The sequence below is a fragment of the Ammoniphilus sp. CFH 90114 genome, from assembly GCF_004123195.1.
Classification (GTDB): Bacteria; Bacillota; Bacilli; order Aneurinibacillales; family RAOX-1; genus YIM-78166.
In genome coordinates this window covers 1-17,295 of record NZ_SDLI01000030.1, presented here as the reverse complement: position 1 = coordinate 17,295, position 17,295 = coordinate 1, and the positions used below count along the sequence as shown (strand labels likewise).

Annotated in this window: 15 protein-coding genes and 1 pseudogene; 5 read left to right on the top strand and 11 right to left on the bottom strand. The window is 41.6% G+C overall.

Features of this window, described 5'->3' with window-relative positions; translation table 11 throughout:
* Positions 1 to 80: 80 nt before the first annotated feature.
* From EIZ39_RS25475 to EIZ39_RS25465, 3 genes are all read right to left on the bottom strand, one after another.
* On the bottom strand, positions 81 to 740 hold the full coding sequence (locus EIZ39_RS25475; RefSeq protein ID WP_240675948.1) for a DNA-3-methyladenine glycosylase family protein: 660 nt from the start codon (positions 738 to 740) through the stop codon (positions 81 to 83).
* Positions 741 to 901: 161 nt separating this feature from the next.
* Entirely contained in the window at positions 902 to 1,228 is a 327-nt protein-coding gene (locus EIZ39_RS25470; protein ID WP_129204266.1) for a hypothetical protein, read from the bottom strand.
* A 149-nt stretch (positions 1,229 to 1,377) separates the two neighbouring features.
* Positions 1,378 to 1,707: a nucleotide pyrophosphohydrolase gene (locus EIZ39_RS25465; protein WP_129204264.1), complete on the bottom strand. Its 330-nt coding sequence runs from the start codon at positions 1,705 to 1,707 to the stop codon at positions 1,378 to 1,380.
* Positions 1,708 to 2,171: 464 nt separating this feature from the next.
* On the opposite strand from EIZ39_RS25465, the gene EIZ39_RS25460 reads away from it, so the two are divergent.
* Entirely contained in the window at positions 2,172 to 3,668 is a 1,497-nt protein-coding gene (locus EIZ39_RS25460; RefSeq protein WP_129204262.1) for an SLC13 family permease, read from the top strand.
* A gap of 386 nt (positions 3,669 to 4,054) precedes the next feature.
* Here EIZ39_RS25460 and EIZ39_RS25455 read toward each other — a convergent pair whose 3' ends face one another.
* A complete protein-coding gene (locus EIZ39_RS25455) occupies positions 4,055 to 4,534 on the bottom strand; it encodes a gamma-glutamylcyclotransferase family protein (RefSeq protein WP_129204260.1) in 480 nt (159 codons plus the stop codon).
* 323 nt (positions 4,535 to 4,857) lie between these two features.
* Between EIZ39_RS25455 and EIZ39_RS25450 the strand changes: the two genes are divergently transcribed.
* Positions 4,858 to 6,462, top strand: coding sequence for a sensor domain-containing diguanylate cyclase (locus EIZ39_RS25450; protein ID WP_164985341.1), 1,605 nt, complete (start codon positions 4,858 to 4,860; stop codon positions 6,460 to 6,462).
* A 40-nt stretch (positions 6,463 to 6,502) separates the two neighbouring features.
* Here EIZ39_RS25450 and EIZ39_RS25445 read toward each other — a convergent pair whose 3' ends face one another.
* The 4 genes from EIZ39_RS25445 to EIZ39_RS25430 all read right to left on the bottom strand — a co-directional run bounded on the left by EIZ39_RS25445 (position 6,503) and on the right by EIZ39_RS25430 (position 11,983).
* Positions 6,503 to 7,960: a hypothetical protein gene (locus tag EIZ39_RS25445; RefSeq protein ID WP_129204256.1), complete on the bottom strand. Its 1,458-nt coding sequence runs from the start codon at positions 7,958 to 7,960 to the stop codon at positions 6,503 to 6,505.
* Positions 7,961 to 8,185: 225 nt separating this feature from the next.
* Entirely contained in the window at positions 8,186 to 9,970 is a 1,785-nt protein-coding gene (locus EIZ39_RS25440) for a sensor histidine kinase (protein WP_164985340.1), read from the bottom strand.
* Positions 9,971 to 10,043: 73 nt separating this feature from the next.
* Positions 10,044 to 10,451, bottom strand: coding sequence for a PaaI family thioesterase (locus tag EIZ39_RS25435; RefSeq protein ID WP_129204252.1), 408 nt, complete (start codon positions 10,449 to 10,451; stop codon positions 10,044 to 10,046).
* Between the two features lie 98 nt (positions 10,452 to 10,549).
* Positions 10,550 to 11,983 carry a sigma-54 interaction domain-containing protein gene (locus EIZ39_RS25430; protein WP_129204250.1) on the bottom strand — a complete coding sequence of 478 codons (1,434 nt, stop codon included), beginning with the start codon at positions 11,981 to 11,983 and terminating at the stop codon, positions 10,550 to 10,552.
* A gap of 214 nt (positions 11,984 to 12,197) precedes the next feature.
* On the opposite strand from EIZ39_RS25430, the gene EIZ39_RS25425 reads away from it, so the two are divergent.
* Positions 12,198 to 13,232 (top strand): aromatic ring-hydroxylating oxygenase subunit alpha, encoded by a 1,035-nt coding sequence (locus EIZ39_RS25425; RefSeq protein ID WP_129204248.1) that lies wholly within the window; start codon positions 12,198 to 12,200, stop codon positions 13,230 to 13,232.
* A gap of 45 nt (positions 13,233 to 13,277) precedes the next feature.
* Entirely contained in the window at positions 13,278 to 14,861 is a 1,584-nt protein-coding gene (locus EIZ39_RS25420; protein ID WP_240675947.1) for a BCCT family transporter, read from the top strand.
* A gap of 27 nt (positions 14,862 to 14,888) precedes the next feature.
* Here the strand turns inward: EIZ39_RS25420 and EIZ39_RS25415 are convergent, their stop codons facing one another.
* Both EIZ39_RS25415 and EIZ39_RS25410 read right to left on the bottom strand, forming a co-directional pair.
* Positions 14,889 to 15,245: a GIY-YIG nuclease family protein gene (locus EIZ39_RS25415; RefSeq protein ID WP_240675946.1), complete on the bottom strand. Its 357-nt coding sequence runs from the start codon at positions 15,243 to 15,245 to the stop codon at positions 14,889 to 14,891.
* 20 nt (positions 15,246 to 15,265) lie between these two features.
* Complete coding sequence (locus EIZ39_RS25410; protein WP_129204244.1) at positions 15,266 to 16,021, bottom strand: DUF2087 domain-containing protein; 756 nt, start codon at positions 16,019 to 16,021, stop codon at positions 15,266 to 15,268.
* 275 nt (positions 16,022 to 16,296) lie between these two features.
* On the opposite strand from EIZ39_RS25410, the pseudogene EIZ39_RS27630 reads away from it, so the two are divergent.
* A pseudogene (locus tag EIZ39_RS27630) lies at positions 16,297 to 16,488 on the top strand (SelT/SelW/SelH family protein); the annotation flags it as partial.
* Between the two features lie 52 nt (positions 16,489 to 16,540).
* Here the strand turns inward: EIZ39_RS27630 and EIZ39_RS25400 are convergent.
* Entirely contained in the window at positions 16,541 to 17,212 is a 672-nt protein-coding gene (locus EIZ39_RS25400; protein WP_205668646.1) for a hypothetical protein, read from the bottom strand.
* Positions 17,213 to 17,295: the final 83 nt, after the last annotated feature.

Here is a 17,295-nt window from a genome sequence, read left to right as displayed (position 1 = left end):
GGTTGACAGGTTTCGTTCATATCAAGGGATCGTGTGTCCGCCTAGATGATATACAGACATATTGTCGATGAGAGTGTATCTTAAAGCAGTAACTCCTCCAATGAAGCACACGAGTCCACGTACCCCATGTTGACCGCTTCCCACAGGTACAAAGAAGCAATCGTATAGTAAGGGAACCAAAGTGATGCTTTTCTCTCTAGGCACGCTTTTCCATCCTCATGTTTATCGAGATTGTAAAGCCACTTGGCTGAGCGCTGCAGTCCCACATCCCCGAGCGAAAGAACATCCAATCGTCCCAAGGAAAAAATGAGAAACATTTCCGCTGTCCATTTTCCGACGCCTTTGACAGAGGTCAAGATTCGGATGACAGTTTCATTACTGAACTGGTCCAATTGATACAAATCCACTTCTTTTGAGATCACTTTGCTTGAGAGATCCTTAATATAGGAAGTTTTCGACCTGGATAAGCCCGCAGCCCTAAATTCCGTGTCTTCCATCAAGAGAATAGATTCCGGCGCAACGACCTTGCAGAGGTCCACGAATCTTGTGTAAATCGTACCCGCTGCTTTCACAGAAAGCAGTTGCCCGATGATGGACATTACTAAGGAATCAAAAGGATCGACTCGTAAAGGAATCGTTAGATCTCCAATGACCGCAATCAGTTGACCTAGTCTCGCGTCAGCTTGAGCTATTCTTTGCACCTTCTCATCATACACTTTTATAACCATCGCTCTTTCCATACGCTCACCGTTTCCGTTTCGAGTAAAACTACTGGGAATAACTTATCATATTCATTAATATTTTCCAAAAAACACAGAAGAAAATACAGGTTCCATAATAGGAACCTGTACTGTGAGGTAATGTATGTTGAAGACTAAAGAGGAAACCAGTGAAGGGACATTTAAGTATTTTCCTGCTGGAGAAGCTCGATATCAACTTCCAAACGATCGACACGGGCTACGTTTTTATCGAGCTGCCGCTCCATACGTTCCATACGATACATTTGACTCTTGATCTCATCGACATTTGTCTCAACATGTTCAAGTCTTGTTTCAACCTTTTCAAGTCTTGTTTCAACATTCTCAAGTCTTGTATCTAGCCTGTCCAACACTTCTTTCATTTCTGTTTGTTGCTGATTCATGGCGACCATCATTTCTTTCAGTTCGATCTGTTGCCGGTTATTGGCGGCCACCATCTTAATCAATTGCTGAAGTATTTCTTCGCTCAAAATTTTCACCCCCTTTCTCTTCATTCTATCATACAACTTTCCTCAAAGGAATTTACTAAAACTGGCTACGGTTTAAATAGATTCTTTGGAATGGAAAGTGTAATTTGAGAGAGGGCCTCCCTTTGAACGGATCGGACTCTCTATTAAAATTAGAGCTCACTATATTTCTTATTGGAGCCGAACGCCTTACCCACAGGATACTTTTCCTTGTTCTTCTCTATCTTGCTTTGGATAGCTTCTTTGATATCAATATTTAGATCATGAGCAAGGTACATCGCATAGATGAGAACGTCCGCCAGTTCCTCCTTGATCTGTGGGAGGTTCTGTTCTACCGTATTTTGGCTATCCTTCCACTGAAAGTTTTCTAGCAATTCACTTGCCTCCAAAGAAATCGAGATGGCGAGATCCTTAGGAGTGTGAAATTGCTCCCAATCTCGTTCTTTTCGAAATTCAATGAGTTTCGAGATGATGTCTTCCATTGTCTATTCCTCCTTATCCTACTCTTTTATTTTAGTACTATGATTATATCATGATGAGAATAACGCAACGAGTTGTTAATTAGAATCAAAAACCCTTAACCACCAAATGGAAAAGGGTCTCATCGTCCTATACTTCTTTAATAAATCAAGGCAGCACACTCTCCGTGAAGGAGTCTACGCTTCTACCTTGTCTCACATAATACTGTTTAGCATCAAAGCGAAGATCCGCTTGTTGTGAAATCGGTCGAAATTTCATTCGGGTTTCAATTCTGTGACAAATTTAGTATAAGGTGTCTGAATAGCGGATTCCTGTGACATTTCACACACTCGGTCTCCATCCTGGGTGCTACTATACGATTAACTTATGAAAAAAACACCAAAACACTCAGTCTTCTCGACACCTACTGTACCTTTTGGTTGTTGGCTAAGTCATTATCTAATCGTAATTGAAGGAGCGAGTTTACATGTCTACGTTAAGCACAGACACCAAGCCCCAAAAGAAAGTTTTACCAATAAAAGGAATATCCTTACTTCTTGCTTTCCTTGCACTCTTAGGAATTCTCATGTTGCCAACGCCTGAAGGCCTTCCCGTCGCAGGGCACCGTACGTTAGCCATTCTAGCGTTTGCCGTTGTGCTGTGGGTATCAGAGGCTGTTTCATATCCAGTCAGCGCCGTGCTCATTACGGTTTTAACCACTCTTCTGTTAGGTTTTGGGCCAAGTTTAGAAGATCCAGAGAAGCTCATGGGTACAAAGGATGCCTTAACCCTTGTCCTGTCAGGCTTCAGTAACTCTGCTGTCATCTTAGTAGCTGGTGCGCTGTTTTTAGCTGCAGCCATGCAATCTACGAAGCTGGATCGCCGAATCGCCCTCACGATTCTATCCAAGGTCGGATCACGAACAAAGAGTATCCTCATGGGAGCTATTCTTGTAGGTGTCGCTCTAAGTTTCTTTGTTCCAAGCACGACGGCACGGGTAGGCGCCATTGTTCCTATCATATTGGGTATGGTGGCAGCCTTTGGCTTACAAAAAGACAGTCGCTTAGCCGCTTTGCTCATGATTGCTTCAGCTCAAGCGGCTTCGATATGGAATATCGGTATTAAAACAGCTGCCGCTCAAAATATGGTCGCCCTTGGTTTTATGGAGAAAGCCTTTGGTGTCCACATTACGTGGGGGCAATGGTTCCTCTATGCCGCCCCTTGGTCGATCATCATGTCGATTGTCCTTTATTATGTCATGCTCAAGGTCATTCCTCCCGAAATAGAGAGTATTCCAAACGGAGGAACGATGGTGAAAAAACAGTTAAAAGATTTGGGTCCTCTCACGCAACCCGAATTAAGACTCATGATTATTTCCATTACGCTTCTGTTTCTTTGGTCTACGGAGGGTATTGTCCATTCGATGGATACGACAACCTCAACCCTTTTAGCTGTCGCTGTCATGCTCACTCCTAAAATTGGGGTGTTTAGCTGGAAGGAAGCGGAGGGGGATATCCCTTGGGGTACGATTATTCTTTTTGCGGTCGGGATCTCCCTTGGGTCGGTGCTGTTAAAAACGAAGGCAGCAGACTGGATGGCAAGTACCATGTTTGATGGAATCGGTCTAGCCACGATGTCCATTGTAGGGATTATTGCTGTGTTATCTATCTTTAATATTTTGATCCATCTTGGCTTTGCGAGCGCTACGAGTCTAGCCGCCGCCTTCATCCCCATTGTCATTGCATTATCGCAAGGATTGGGAGAACATACGGAAACAGCTATTGGGATCGTGTTGATTCAACAATTTGTAGTCAGCTTTGGATTCCTGCTACCCGTAAATGCTCCGCAAAACATGCTAGCCTATGGTACCGGGGCCTTCACGGTGAAAGACTTCCTGAAAGCGGGTATTCCACTCACGATTATTGGCTACCTGCTGATTCTATTGTTCAGCGCCACCTATTGGCAGTGGATAGGGTTACTGTAAAATAAAAAAGGGTTGACCCAAAGGACTCACAAAGTGACCTTTTGGCGTCAGCCCTCTTTCATTTCCCCATCGGGCCGTATGCTTCTCTGGAGGGCAGCCATCACCTCGAGTTACCATCCCTGGCAAACATTATCCATCAGCACTCAATGGATGGATTTCGGTGATGCATCCCGGACTAAGGTACGTTAATCCAGCCAAACCCCATTGGATGGAAGGTCGAGCGGACATGGGTTCCGTTAATCGTGAAAAAGTCTACCCTTCGTGCCTATTTTTAAGCAAATAGAGAATCCTGTGTCCGATAAAACTTCCATTGAGGCTTTTTAGGGAATATCAACGGATCGTATGTCCGTCAAAACGTCTTCCGCTGAAGCCTACCTGATCCATCCTCATTTTTGTTGATGTCTTACTCCCTCTAGCATCCGGATATAGTCCATCGGGAACCCATATTTTCTAGCATTATGAATAATTAAGTCTAAATAGTATCGGCTAGGTGGTTGATGATCACTTGTTCGTTTCGCAGGAACGACTTGATATGTAACCACGTCCTGATAGGTGGTACCATCTAGACCTTCCACATCTACAAAAATCTCATCGTAATTTCGAGGGAAGCCTTCCTTCGCTCGGATGGTAAGGAGATGCTGATCCTCCAGCTCGACTAATAGTCCGTATACACCATGATCGGTTGACTCTTGGATATTGGCCGCTCCCCCCGCTCGACTTAACGAATAGTAATTGAAGAGTAACTGATACCCCACAAGCTTGGCGGGTATAACTTGCTTAAAGTGAATCTTCTTAAACCCTTTCTCCTCACACCAACGATCTAAATCTGCTTGATCCATATTTGACCCATAAGCAAAGTAATACATGATACTCCCCCTAACTAATTGCCGCTGTTTTTATCCCTTCTTCTTCAACATTTCCATCACACTTATAATTCCTATTGTAATCACAACTCCAATCAAATAGGACACATTCATGGATAGATCATTCGAACCGAGCTAGAACCCTCATTTTTTACGAAATTTAGAATCTTTTAATTTATGGATTGAAAAATAGCAGGGCCTAAAGTACGATATGAATAGTACATTAGAACTATCTTAATCTCTATCACTGGTGATCACAGAAGAGGTGAGCTCAAATTTTAATATGGATGAGAAAGATCTTTAGAAAAGATACATTCAGAGGGCAATTGCGTGCCTGGGTAAGATTGTTTGTGTTCATTATTAGTCTCTTCATTCTAGTTCCTACTTTTTACATTGAGTATCAACAGGCATCCAAGCAGCAAAAAGAACACCTTGAAAATGTGCTCAATACGCAAACCTATCACTTTGAAAAGTGGTCTCAAGAACGCTCAGCTGATATTGAAACTCTAGCGAATATAGATATCGTAAAGAACCATGAATACGAAAAAGCAAAAGAATTCTTTGACTATTTTCTAACTCAGAAGACGGACTTTGCCGACCTTGTCTTTATTAATAAAGAAGGGTTTGTTCAGTTTGATACGGTACGTCCTCAAGTCTATGATTCTCTGAAGATTGATGTCAGGAATAGAGAATATTTTCAAGTGGCCAAAAATAAAAAAGAAGGACATATTACCGATGTCCTTATAAGTAAAGTCACCCATCAACCCGTTGTGATCTTTGCCTCCCCTATTATAGGTGACGATCAAACGTTTAATGGAGTGGTCTTTGGAAGTGTAGATTTACATACGATTGATCAGTTTCTTAGCGGTTCAAAGGTTGGGGATATCGGTCATACTTACGTGGTTAACAAGGACGGCATACTCTTGACAGAACTCATGGATCATCCATCCGAAGCATTCGGGGATCACTTTACGATGGATCCTTCGATCCTTAAGCATGTTCGAGACAGTGTGGGGCCTTCTCCCTTGCTATATCAGGATCCTCAGGGAAACTGGGTGTTTGGGGCTATTCAACCCATGAATCAGGGAAACTGGTGGATGATTTCTGAAATTAGGGTTATGGATTCTTTCTTACCTTTTCTAAGAAAAATCGCCGTTCTAGGTCTATGTATTTTACTTGGTACGTTTGTGGCCACACGGTTCATGATCTATATTGCACGGCAAATCGAGCAACCGATACAACAGCTTCTTCAAGGTGTTCGGTATATGGAAAGTGGAGATTACACCTATAAGATCACTGAATCCAACATTACGGCTTCCACCCAAGAGTTTCGCGAGTTATTTTCCGCCTTCAATCGGATGAGTGACAAGGTGAAAGAGAATATTTACTTGTTAGAAGAGCTGTCGACGACCTGTCAGCTGACCAATATCTATAATCGCCGTTACTTAACCGAATACGGGGACAAGATTTTTCGAGAGTGTGTTGAAACAGGTCGGGCCTGCTCGTGTATTGCCGTGGATATTGATTATTTCAAACAAGTCAATGACACGTATGGCCATGGGGTCGGTGACCAGGTCCTCACGCATGTTTCAAGTATACTATCTTCCTGCATCCGAAGTTCCGATATTGTGACAAGGTATGGCGGTGAAGAGTTCATTATTCTATCCCCCTACACCACCCTCCAGCAGAGTCTTATGATTGCCGAGAGGATCCGAGAACAAGTCGAGGCCAATCCCTTTTACTACGGGGATATCCGTATTCCCATTACGATTAGTCTTGGGGTTGCCGAATACAGTATAAATCACGATGCGAATACATTGCCTGAACTCATCCAGCTCTCGGATAAAGCCCTATATCAAGCAAAAGAAAACGGCCGTAATCAAACGAGACCCTATGATGAAAATGGGGCAGCTTATGCATTTAGTTTTTGATCCATCAAAAAAGGGGCAACGAAGCGTTGCCCTCTTTCCTCTACCATATGACCAGGGCTACCAGTGTGGCCAAAACTAATCCGGTTACGACCGGGAAGAAGTTCCTTCGAGCTAACTCGATAACCGAAACTCCGGCAAAGCCAGCTACAGCCACAAGCGATGACCAGGCAATCAACGTTCCTCCTCCAGTCCATACCGCACCCATTTGACCGATGGCAGCGAGAGTGGCTGGATCTAGGCCGGATCCTGGAGCCATAGCTCCCGCGAGTCCGCCTGTCAACGGCAATCCAGAAAACCCGGATCCATCTAGCCCTGTAATCATGCCAACAATGAGAATCCCAAAGGCCGTCAAGAATGCGTTTTGCGGAATGATGCTTTGTCCAGCTGAAACGAGATCAAACAAGAAGGCCGGCTTAACCGCATCATCGCCAAGCGATAGAATCGTGGCGGAGAAATCTCCACTGCCTAAGAAAAAGAATCCAGCTATCGGGATCACTGGCCCCATCGCTTTAAACGCGAAAATAAATCCTTCTGTCACATGATCCGAGATTCTGTCTAAGGCCTTGGCTCGGCCAAAAGCAAGAGTTGCTAAAACGAGAAGAATAGCTCCTACTCCACCAATAAAAGCTGCCCCATCACCGCCCTCAAAACCTCCTAAATTGAAGGCTCCTGTCTTCGAGAGCACCATAATTAAGACGACGGTAAGAAGGCTTAAAGGAACAAGCACGGCAAACACATGACCCCAGCGATCCATCGCTGCCTGCTCCTCACGATCGATGACCTCACTCGCAGCCGCTATTTCGTGTTGGGCTGTACTTACCCCTAATTTATTTAATTCCGATTCAATGGAATGGTCATCGCGCTTTCGAATCGATTTCGCTAAGGAGATATAAGCTATGGCAATCGCCGTTAACCCTACGACAAAGGAGAGAACGAGAGCTTTCTGGGAGACTAGAGAGGTCTCAATTCCGGCAGCTGTCGCACTTAGCATTGGTGCCACCTGCATGACATAGTCAGATGAGATGGACATCCCTTGACCAGCAATAGCCACAATCATGGCTGCTCCCATGGCTGGCAGACCTGCGCGAATGGCAGCCGGAATCAGCAGGGCCCCAATTAATGGAATAGCTGGAGTAGGCCAGAAGAATAGGGAAATAACAAAGGTAACAAGTCCTAAAACAAAGAAGGCAACGTGGCCATTCACCATGACTTTTTCAATCGGGGCAAGCATTTTCTTGTCTGAGCCTAGATCTTTAAGAGCTTTTAACAGCCCTACCATAAACATGATAATTAAAAAGATACTAAAAAGTTCTTTTGCCGCAATGAGATTCGCATTAAAAATTGACTTCAGCCCATCAATCAAACTGCCTTTATAAATCCAACCCACCAACATGGTACCCACAAGTGTAGGAATGACAACGCCTCGACGCATTAGCATCGTAACAATAACGACAATCGTTACAAGTGCATAAGCCCAATGTGCTAAGGTTAACGACATCCTGAACGCCCCCTTCTGATAATTAGGATCTATCTTAAATTCTTATGTAATTTTCCTAAAATTCACCCCTTTCTAAATATACTCAACATTTTTCTTTACCCATAATCTAACACATTTTTGGACAAATGTACAACCATTTGCTAAATAATCTGACAATAATTTTGGATAGATAGCTATAGGTGGAGCTTTACCAACTCATTGGCTCTTCTCCACCCTTGCTCAGTTTTATCTATGAATAGGTAAGGTAAATGAGAAAGTACTACCTTTGTTCAGTTCACTTATGACCTGAATATTCCCCCCATGCTGTTCAATAATCTCTCTAGCAATGGTTAATCCGAGTCCAGTACCTGAAGAAGCACGGTTTGTGGTATTTCCTTTATAGTATCTGGTAAAGATAGATTCCAGTTCATCCTCTGTCATCCCTTTTCCATCGTCCGTCACTTCGAACTTGACAAAATTATTCTCTATTTTTGCCGTCAAGGAAATCAAACCTCCTTCATCGGTAAATTTAACGGCATTGTAAATTAAATTGGCCACAACCTGCTGAATTCTTTTTTTATCGATCTTCAATAAGAGATGATCAGGAACTTCATTGAAAACCAGATATCCTATCCCGCTATCAATCACATCGTGCTCGAATTGTTTCATTAATTCAGTAGCTAGACGCTTTGCTTCAAAAGGCTTCAGCTCAAAACGAAGTTGTCTATCTTCTAGTTTTGAGAGTTCAAATAAATCTTGAGTTAGCTCACTCAAATACACTGCTTTATCATGGACAAGTTTAATGTATTTTTCATCCATCGGAACCATACCATCAAGCATCCCTTTTAGATAACCTCTCAAACTTGTCATGGGTGTACCAATATCATGTGAAATATTGACCAACAAAGTGGATCTAGCCTGTTGCAGCCTCTCCAGTTCGTGAGTTTTTAGCCACAATTGCTTTTCTAATTTCCTTTGCTCCGTGAGATCTCTAGATACTAAGATATATCCAACCATTCTCTTTTGTTTATCTTCTATGAGTGAAAGCGACAATTCATATTCAACCTGAGCCTCATCTAGCATGAAGAAAGAAGGCATGGGTTTTTCTGTCATCACACACTCTTTCATTTCTTTATAATAAGTAGTAAAACTAGGTTCGTGGTTGATAGCATGAAGCAATTCTGTTCCGATAAGACTTTTCGCTTGCACCTCTTCTTGCTTGAGAATCGACCGAACAAATTGAACACCTGCGGGGTTAATGTCGATGATTCGATCTTGCAGATCCACCACCAAAACGCCTTCCGACATATTTTCAATGATTTGATTTTTGGCAATGGGCCATAGGGTGAGAAACTGGTAGCGAAATAAGGCAAAAAACAAAAGAATAACAGATGGAAGCAACGTAAAGGCAACACTAGAAAAGATCTCGTGGGGCAGCAACGACCTGAAAAGGGAAAATATAATCGGGATGCACAAGCTGACCGTAATCAGAGCATACTGCTTACGATTATAGGCAGCTATATTTTTCATATTGAAGATCAAGAGCAGTATGGTGGCTAAATTAATTAATCTCACGTAGTAAAGAAAGAACAAGGACAGACCTGTTGATTGTATCGAGAGTTTCTCATAGTTTCCCACCGTCACTAAGTGAATCTCTTTTCTCATCAGATGATGAAAAGAATCGGTATACAAAAGGACTATTTGAATGAATATGGGGACGCTCATCAGCAGCAGAACTCGCTTCGTCTTCTCTGAATCCTTCCCTATGTAATGGATGACGATACCGAGGACTATTACAGAAGATAAAAGCAACGGAATTTGCTGTAAATTTCTCCACCAGACTTTCATACCGAATCTAGGATCTAAGTATTCCAAACTACTAAAAATACAAAGAAAAAAACCCAACACCATCAGCCATATAAAGGAAGCGACACCCGGCATTTTTCGAATTCGTAAGGAATAGATCAAAAACCACAAATAAAAGAAGGCGGGAAGAAAAAAATACAGAGGATATTGTTCAACAACGAGCATAAATAGTACCTTCTCCTTAGAGTAGAGTGAACTAAAACAAAAAGGAGAGGACATCACCCCTCCTTCTACTTCCCTATTGAACCATGACGGAAGAAGTAGAAAACGCCACTTCCTTACCGTCTTGAATCAAACTCGCGACTACATAAGCGACGGTTCTTCCCAACCTTTCCACACGTGCCTCAAATTCGACCTGTCCTGGTCGTACAGGTCGATGAAAGGTCGTATGTAAATTAATAGAGGCAAACATTTGCCCTTCCTTTAGACTTGAAGCAAGGGCATAGGCCATTGCGGTATCCGCAGCAGCCGAAACAAACCCTCCCATTACCACTCCATTCCCATTCAGGAAGGTGTCTTTGACTTCCCATATTCCCCTAGCTACACCATCCTCTGCAGACGAAGCCTTAATTCCTAACGCCTCATCGCAAGGAGGCGGGGTGCTTCCTTGTTTTACGACATCCATTAAATTATACGTTTTGCTCATTCTCTCTCCTACTTTCTATTTTGTTATGACATTAGTAGTTTCTTTCACAAAAGAACTGCACTTGTTATTTTACCAGTTTTTTCATCCTTTTGTCCTATTCAGTCTGTCATTGTCTCTATGTTTTTATAATATTTCCGCACAAGACGAGCCGCCTTTGATTGGCTAATTAACAGTTGGTCCGCAACCTTTCTGGTGTTTCTATATCTTGCATACGATTTAATGATTAATTCCTTTTCTACTTCCTCTATTACAGAATCAAGAGAGACAGGATGATCAGCAGTATGAGAAAAATCCATATAGCTATTCAATTTCGCATTATAAGTCGATTTTCCTTGGTCTGTCCTTTGCTTTACTTGCTCCATAAGACTTGTTGGCACGTCAGATAGCTGAATGATAGGACCACTCGTGACGACTAGGCTTTCCACCATATTTTCTAGTTGACGAATATTTCCCGGCCAAGAAAATTGATAAAGAATATCGAGAACTTCCTGTGAAATGAGGCGGTTGAGACGATATTTTTTATTGAAAACGGAAAGAAAATGGTAGACAAGCGGAATGATATCTTCTTTCCTTTCCCTTAACGGTGGAATATGTAAATTCACAACATGAAGTCGATAATAGAGATCTTCTCGGAACTGCTTTTCCTGCACCATATCAAATAAATTTTGATTCGTTGCAGACACAATCCGTATATCTACCTTCCTAACCCTTTTACTCCCAACTGGAATAAATTCAAAGTCTTGAATGACTTGCAATAATTTGGCTTGTACTCTTAAAGGAAGTTCACCTATTTCATCCAAGAACACCGTTCCCCCGTTGGCAGCCATGAGAAGTCCTTCTTTCCCGCTCTTATTTGCACCGGTAAAGGCTCCTTCCTCATACCCAAAAAGTTCAGATTCAAGGAGTGGTTCAGGGATGGCTGCACAATTAATCGATAAAAACGGGGCATGACTTCGATTACTCACCTTGTGGATGTACTTGGCAAGGACCCCTTTTCCCGTGCCGGATTCACCTTGAATAAGAACCGTGGTATCCACATGGGAAACTTTCTCACACAATTGGATCACGTGATTCATTTTTTTGTTATTGGTAATAATTTTTTCTCGATAAACTTCACTAACTTCTTCTATTTCTTGCTCTTCTGGAAAGTACAGTTCTTTATAGTCCGGTTCTTGAGTCGTTGTAATGATAAGTTCAATTTCCTGATCATCGTTTAACAAGGGAATAGCCGTCGTAATTAACTCTTTCCCAACATAAGAGGTTTGCTTAATTGTTATGGATTTCTTTTCCTTAAGGACTAGAGGAACAATACTAGGTGTCCAATATCCTTTCGAAAAGATTTCATCATTAAGCTTTCCAATGATCTCACTTTGCTTCACTCCATAGTGCCTTTCGTACGCTTTATTCGCGTAAACAATACGCGTATCCCGATCAAGGACATAAATCTCATTTGGAGAGTGATCAAGAATTTTAATCAGTACATCCGTACTAATTGAAATCTTCTCTTCTGGATTTAAAGATTGATGCACCATCGTCCCCCCTAAACCAACGGTAAAATTGTTTATAATTGACTCAAAATAGTCAAAAATAAATATACTTTGAGTCAATTATAACAATTAAGTCTTTTTCGAGAAAGAAAAAACCTTAAAAACAGTGAAAATAGGAGTAATTAATTTTGGCATGTTTCTTGCTTAATTAAGAAATTAAGAACCAAAACTATTCATATGAAGGAGGAACATTCTCATCATGATTAAAAACGAAGAATTAATAATGACCTTGCCGTATAATCAGTATGTCGACCCTGGAGTACTGGTGAAGGAAAAGAAAGAAATCTTTTATAAAAATTGGATTATGGTCGGTCACACAAGCCAGGTCAAGAACATCGGTGACTTCTTTACCTTCGATTTAGCTGGGGAACCCATTATTATCACACGAAGCACAGATGACAAACTCCATGCTTTCTATAATATTTGTCCACATCGCGGTGCCATAGTGGAACGTAAAGAATCAGGGAATAAAAAAATCCTGCAGTGCTCTTACCATGGGTGGACGTTCCACTTAGACGGAGAGGTGCACCGAACGCCAAATCTAAAGGACATGGACCTAGGGAAGCACCGCTGTATGACAGGGATTCAATTAAAAGTCCACTCATCTATGATTTTCGTTAACCTAGATCCTCATGCTTCCCCCTTCGCCCAGACGTATACATCTTTTTTAGACAATATTAAACACTATATGTTTTTAGATTCAATCAAATTAGTCAGAGAAAGATCTCGTGTGGTTGAAGCGAACTGGAAATCCATCATTGATAACTACTTAGAATGCGATCATTGTTCGATCGCCCATCCAGCCTTCTCAAAAAGATTTGATCTGTCCAAGTACCAAATTGTACCTTGTGATAACTTCTCTTACCAATGTTCTACAGTGAATGATGGGGAAGACAGTACAGGTGCCCGTTTTTATTGGGTATGGCCAAACACGATGATCAGTATTTACCCCGGATCAGGAAACATGACTACGAGTCAAATTATCCCATTGACTGCAGATCGTAGCTTAGCAATATATCGGTATTATTTTATGAATGAACAACTAACCGAAGAGGAAGAAGAATTAATCAAATTCGTGGATCAAGTACGTGAGGAAGATTTTGAACTCGTAGAGTTATTGCAGAAAGGACTTCATTCTCAAGCGTTTGATCAAGGAGTCTATTCACCGACTGAACACGGTCTTCATAGCTTCCACAAAATTTATCAAGAACAAATGAATTTGAAAGCGCTCTAACCGTGACGTTCTTCTATTATAACGGTATGATATTTAGGGGGGAAGATGGACTTGGAACAGCATAAAATAGATAAATTTATTGTAGGATTATCCATATTTCTTATTGCAATCTTTACTGTGCCCGTCTTAATTAATCCACAAAAAGGTGGGGAATTTCTCGGTGCTATCCTAGAGTTCTTAACCGGTACGGTAGGATCGCTTTATTTAATTGCCGCCTTTGCTGTCTTTATTATTGTTTTGTATCTAGGTTTCGGCAAGTACGGGAATATCAGACTAGGAAATACAAAGCCCGAATTCTCAACTTTCAGCTGGATTGCCATGATTTTTACTTCTACCGCTGGTTCAAGTCTTGTGTATTGGGGATTTATTGAATGGACCTACTATTACACAGCGCCTCCCTTTGGGATTGAACCTAAAAGTGTAGAAGCCGCTGAATGGGCATCTACCTATGGTATGTTTCATTGGGGCTTCATGGGATTTGTCATCTACTGTTTACCCGCTATCGCCTTAGCTTACGCCGTCCATGTGCGCAAGTACACTTCCTTAAGATTAAGTACAGCGTGTAAAGGAGTCCTCGGGGATAAAACAGATGGGCCGATCGGTAAATTAATCGATATTTTGTTTATCTTTGGGATCGTCGGAGGAGTCAGTACATCATTAGGCTTAGGAACACCTATGCTGGCACAAGCGCTCTCAGAACTTACAGGAATTCCCCGTTCCGTCACTTTAGACGCAGGGATCATTATTTTCTGGACTCTGATCTTTTCAACGAGCTTATACTTTGGATTGAATAAGGGCCTCAAAGTATTAAGCGACTTCAATGTTTATCTGTATTTTTTGTTCATCGCGATCTTCTTGGCCTTTGGTCCAACCGTGTTTATTATCGATAAATTCGTAGACAGCACGGGTCTCCTCCTTCAAAATTTCATCCGTATGAGTTTGTATACGGATTCTATCGGGGGCTCAAGATTCGCTCAGGATTGGACGATTTTCTATTGGGGCTGGTGGTTTGCCTTTGCCTCCTATATGGCGATGTTTACAGCGAGAATCTCAAAAGGAAGAACGATTAAAGAACTGGTACTCGGGATGTGTCTCGGAGGAACGATCGGGTGTGCCATTGCCTTTGCCGTTTTCGGAAACACAAGTCTATTCTATGAATTGAATGGCATTGTTCCCGTCCTTGATATTCTAGCTAAAGATGGAGCACCTGCTGCCATAGTGGCAACCATTCAAGGCTTTCCTCTTGGTGGTACCTTGTTGCTGGCCGTTTTCGTCATTTTCTGTTTCATCTTCCTAGCCACAACCATTGATACGGCTGCTTACACGCTTTCCTTTGTCTCGACTCCACCCACTCAAGTCGTTCAGGAACCGGCGAGATGGATTCGATTATTTTGGGCTTTCGTCCTTGGGTCGGTTGCTATCATTTTGCTATATGGAGGCGGATTAAGCGCACTTCAAACTCTGTCCGTCATTACAGGTTTTCCCATTTTATTTATCTTTGTCATTATGACCAAATCCCTCTTCCAGATGTTAAAGGAAGATGTGCAGCAAGGACATAGTGGAGCAAATCTTGTAACCTTGCATGATCAAGTCGATGAATCCGTCCCCTCTCAAAAAATTTCAGGGTGATGGTTCATAAAAAAATAGACGTCTCGATTAGAGACGTCTTTGCCTATTATACCCGCGTTCCCCATAAGGCTGAAGATGATCCAGCCACCTTTCTTCCAACTTTTTCAACTCATCCTTTATATCGAAGTAGCCTTCCTCTTTCTTTTTTAAGATCTCTAGCACTTCAAAGACAAAGGAGTCTTCACCGAATTGCTTCCATTCCTCTTGAAGCGCTCGGTTCATATGGCTGCCTACTCTCAATTGAAGCAACTTTCCATTCATCGTTTTTAAATTTACCGCACTGTCAACAAGCACCTTCTGATTCTTCGTATTTTTAATCTGATAGACTCCTGCCTGTTGTTCTCGTTCTTTATATTGTTGTTTAAGTTCTTTTTTACGATCCAATGCTCTCCCATCCTTTCCATTCATCTCTTCAACCAATATTCGCTGCCGTCTGACTTCCGATCCAAAAATCCGTATTCAATCAAATATCTTCGAATAGTGACATAGTCGTCATAAATGTCTTTTAAGATCTGATTGACTTCCTTTTCACTGTAGGTTTGCTCCCTTTCAAAATGCTTTGTGATTTCCCGAAGGATAATCCATTTTTGCTTTTCTCTAGAGGGAAATTTCTTCAATGGCGCTTGAAGCCCCTCCGGGAAGTATTGTTTTAAAATCTTCTCGTTTTCTTCCTTCGTGACATTGTAACGGTCATCGACCATTCTTGCGGTTTTGTGAATCCCAATAAAGGTCGGCGCATGCTCATCCTTCTCTTTTAGCAACTCCATCATAGCCAAAAAAATCTTGGACTGACGCTCCTTCTCTTTCAGTACAAAACGATGATTGCGAATGGTAGAAGCACTGCCAATATTCATTTCCTCCTGCACTTCTCGATCACTCTTGCCTTGATAGAACAGCTGAAGCAGCGCATTCTGATGCTCCGTCAAACCCGTGAGCTTCTTATCTAATTGGATCAAGTATTCAAATACGGAATGATGAACCTTCTCAATATGGTAACGCATAGATCGCTCTGCCTCGTATAAAACACCTTCTTCTTGATAAATAATCCCTGACTCTCTCTCACTCCCGCAAAGTAGACATCGATAAAACTCTCCCTCTTTCACATATCCGCGTTTAAGCTCCTCCAATGAAGCATCCCAAAATCGTTCCGATACATCCATTTTATAAACACAACCTCGTTTTGTTTGTCATTATATAGACATAATATAACTTTATCTATCATACTGCAAGTGTTAGAATGAAATCACAACAAAAATGCCAGATGCATCTCGTCGCAACTTAAACGGACAAGGAATGAAGCGGTATACATCCCTGAATGAGAATGGTGCTGAAATGGTAAAACTAGTAATGTTTTAAATTCAATCTTTTGGAGTGATATCTTATGGAACAGGTGAAATTGTCTCTTGAATATTGAACGGGCTGAGGTTTCTTACCTAAAGCCGTCAGTTTGACGGATGAAATTCTAGGTCAACTTAAATCCCAGGTCAGCGAATTCACCCTCATCCCTAGCTCTAATGGTGTCTTTGAAATCACATTGAACCATGAAGTAATTTTTTCTAAAAAGGAAACGGGTCGGTTCCCAGAAGACAGTGAAGTTCTTCAAACATTAAAAATGAAACTAGGATAAACGAAAAAGAGGCTGCTCCCAACTTTCAGGTTGAGGCAGCCCTTTTTCCTTGTTACTCCGCTCTTTCTTTTTTCCGGAACCAACGCAAGAATGGAAATGGCAGAATCAATCTTCTTTTACCCTTAGAATATTTATGATCTTGTCGACTTTCACTACGATGGACTTTGCTTATTAATACTGCACGGTCAATCACAAGCTTAGATACGGTCCCCATTATCAGTAGACTGAGAAAGGAAAAACCAGCATTCCAAGATTTTTGCAAATAAATGTCTGCCCATTTCATAAGAGGAAGCGACACAAAGGACACAAAACCAGAGAAAACAGCTAAAGCAATGAAAAATGATTTCCATTTTTCAAATCTCTGGTAGATCATACTCAATCCCATTGGAATAATAATAAGATTGGCAGGTAACATGGTTGGAATGATAGGTTCAAGTTGTATCCGATAATCGTACCAATCCAATGCTGTTGCCACATCATCTAAGTTCTTATTTAAGATGTATATCACTCCAAGGAAGGCGATGGATTGAAGGAGCTTTTCTTTCTTGACAATGATAAAAAATAAAACCACAATAAGTACGCTCGCTGCGAGAAGCATCCACCATTGCCAAGAGAACAAAGTATATTTTGTCCATATTTCAATCCTAAGTTCTGTTACCTTGTTTGACAATTGATCAATTTTCTTCCCTAATTCCTCCAATACATTCACCTCAATTTCTAACACTAGGGTCTCCATCTTAGGGTTATTTTACCCAAACTTTCGATCTCTAGATTGGCGGACATGAGATCCCTTGATATGAACGAAAC

Coding starts and splice junctions, on each gene's coding strand:
- EIZ39_RS25475 (WP_240675948.1), bottom strand. CDS start 740: ATGGAAAGAGCGATGGTTATAAAAGTGTATGATGAGAAGGTGCAAAGA.
- EIZ39_RS25410 (WP_129204244.1), bottom strand. CDS start 16,021: ATGGATGTATCGGAACGATTTTGGGATGCTTCATTGGAGGAGCTTAAA.
- EIZ39_RS25455 (WP_129204260.1), bottom strand. CDS start 4,534: ATGTATTACTTTGCTTATGGGTCAAATATGGATCAAGCAGATTTAGAT.
- EIZ39_RS25440 (WP_164985340.1), bottom strand. CDS start 9,970: ATGCTCGTTGTTGAACAATATCCTCTGTATTTTTTTCTTCCCGCCTTC.
- EIZ39_RS25445 (WP_129204256.1), bottom strand. CDS start 7,960: ATGTCGTTAACCTTAGCACATTGGGCTTATGCACTTGTAACGATTGTC.
- EIZ39_RS25425 (WP_129204248.1), top strand. CDS start 12,198: ATGATTAAAAACGAAGAATTAATAATGACCTTGCCGTATAATCAGTAT.
- EIZ39_RS25465 (WP_129204264.1), bottom strand. CDS start 1,707: ATGGAAGACATCATCTCGAAACTCATTGAATTTCGAAAAGAACGAGAT.
- EIZ39_RS25430 (WP_129204250.1), bottom strand. CDS start 11,983: ATGGTGCATCAATCTTTAAATCCAGAAGAGAAGATTTCAATTAGTACG.
- EIZ39_RS25420 (WP_240675947.1), top strand. CDS start 13,278: ATGGACTTGGAACAGCATAAAATAGATAAATTTATTGTAGGATTATCC.
- EIZ39_RS25435 (WP_129204252.1), bottom strand. CDS start 10,451: ATGAGCAAAACGTATAATTTAATGGATGTCGTAAAACAAGGAAGCACC.
- EIZ39_RS25460 (WP_129204262.1), top strand. CDS start 2,172: ATGTCTACGTTAAGCACAGACACCAAGCCCCAAAAGAAAGTTTTACCA.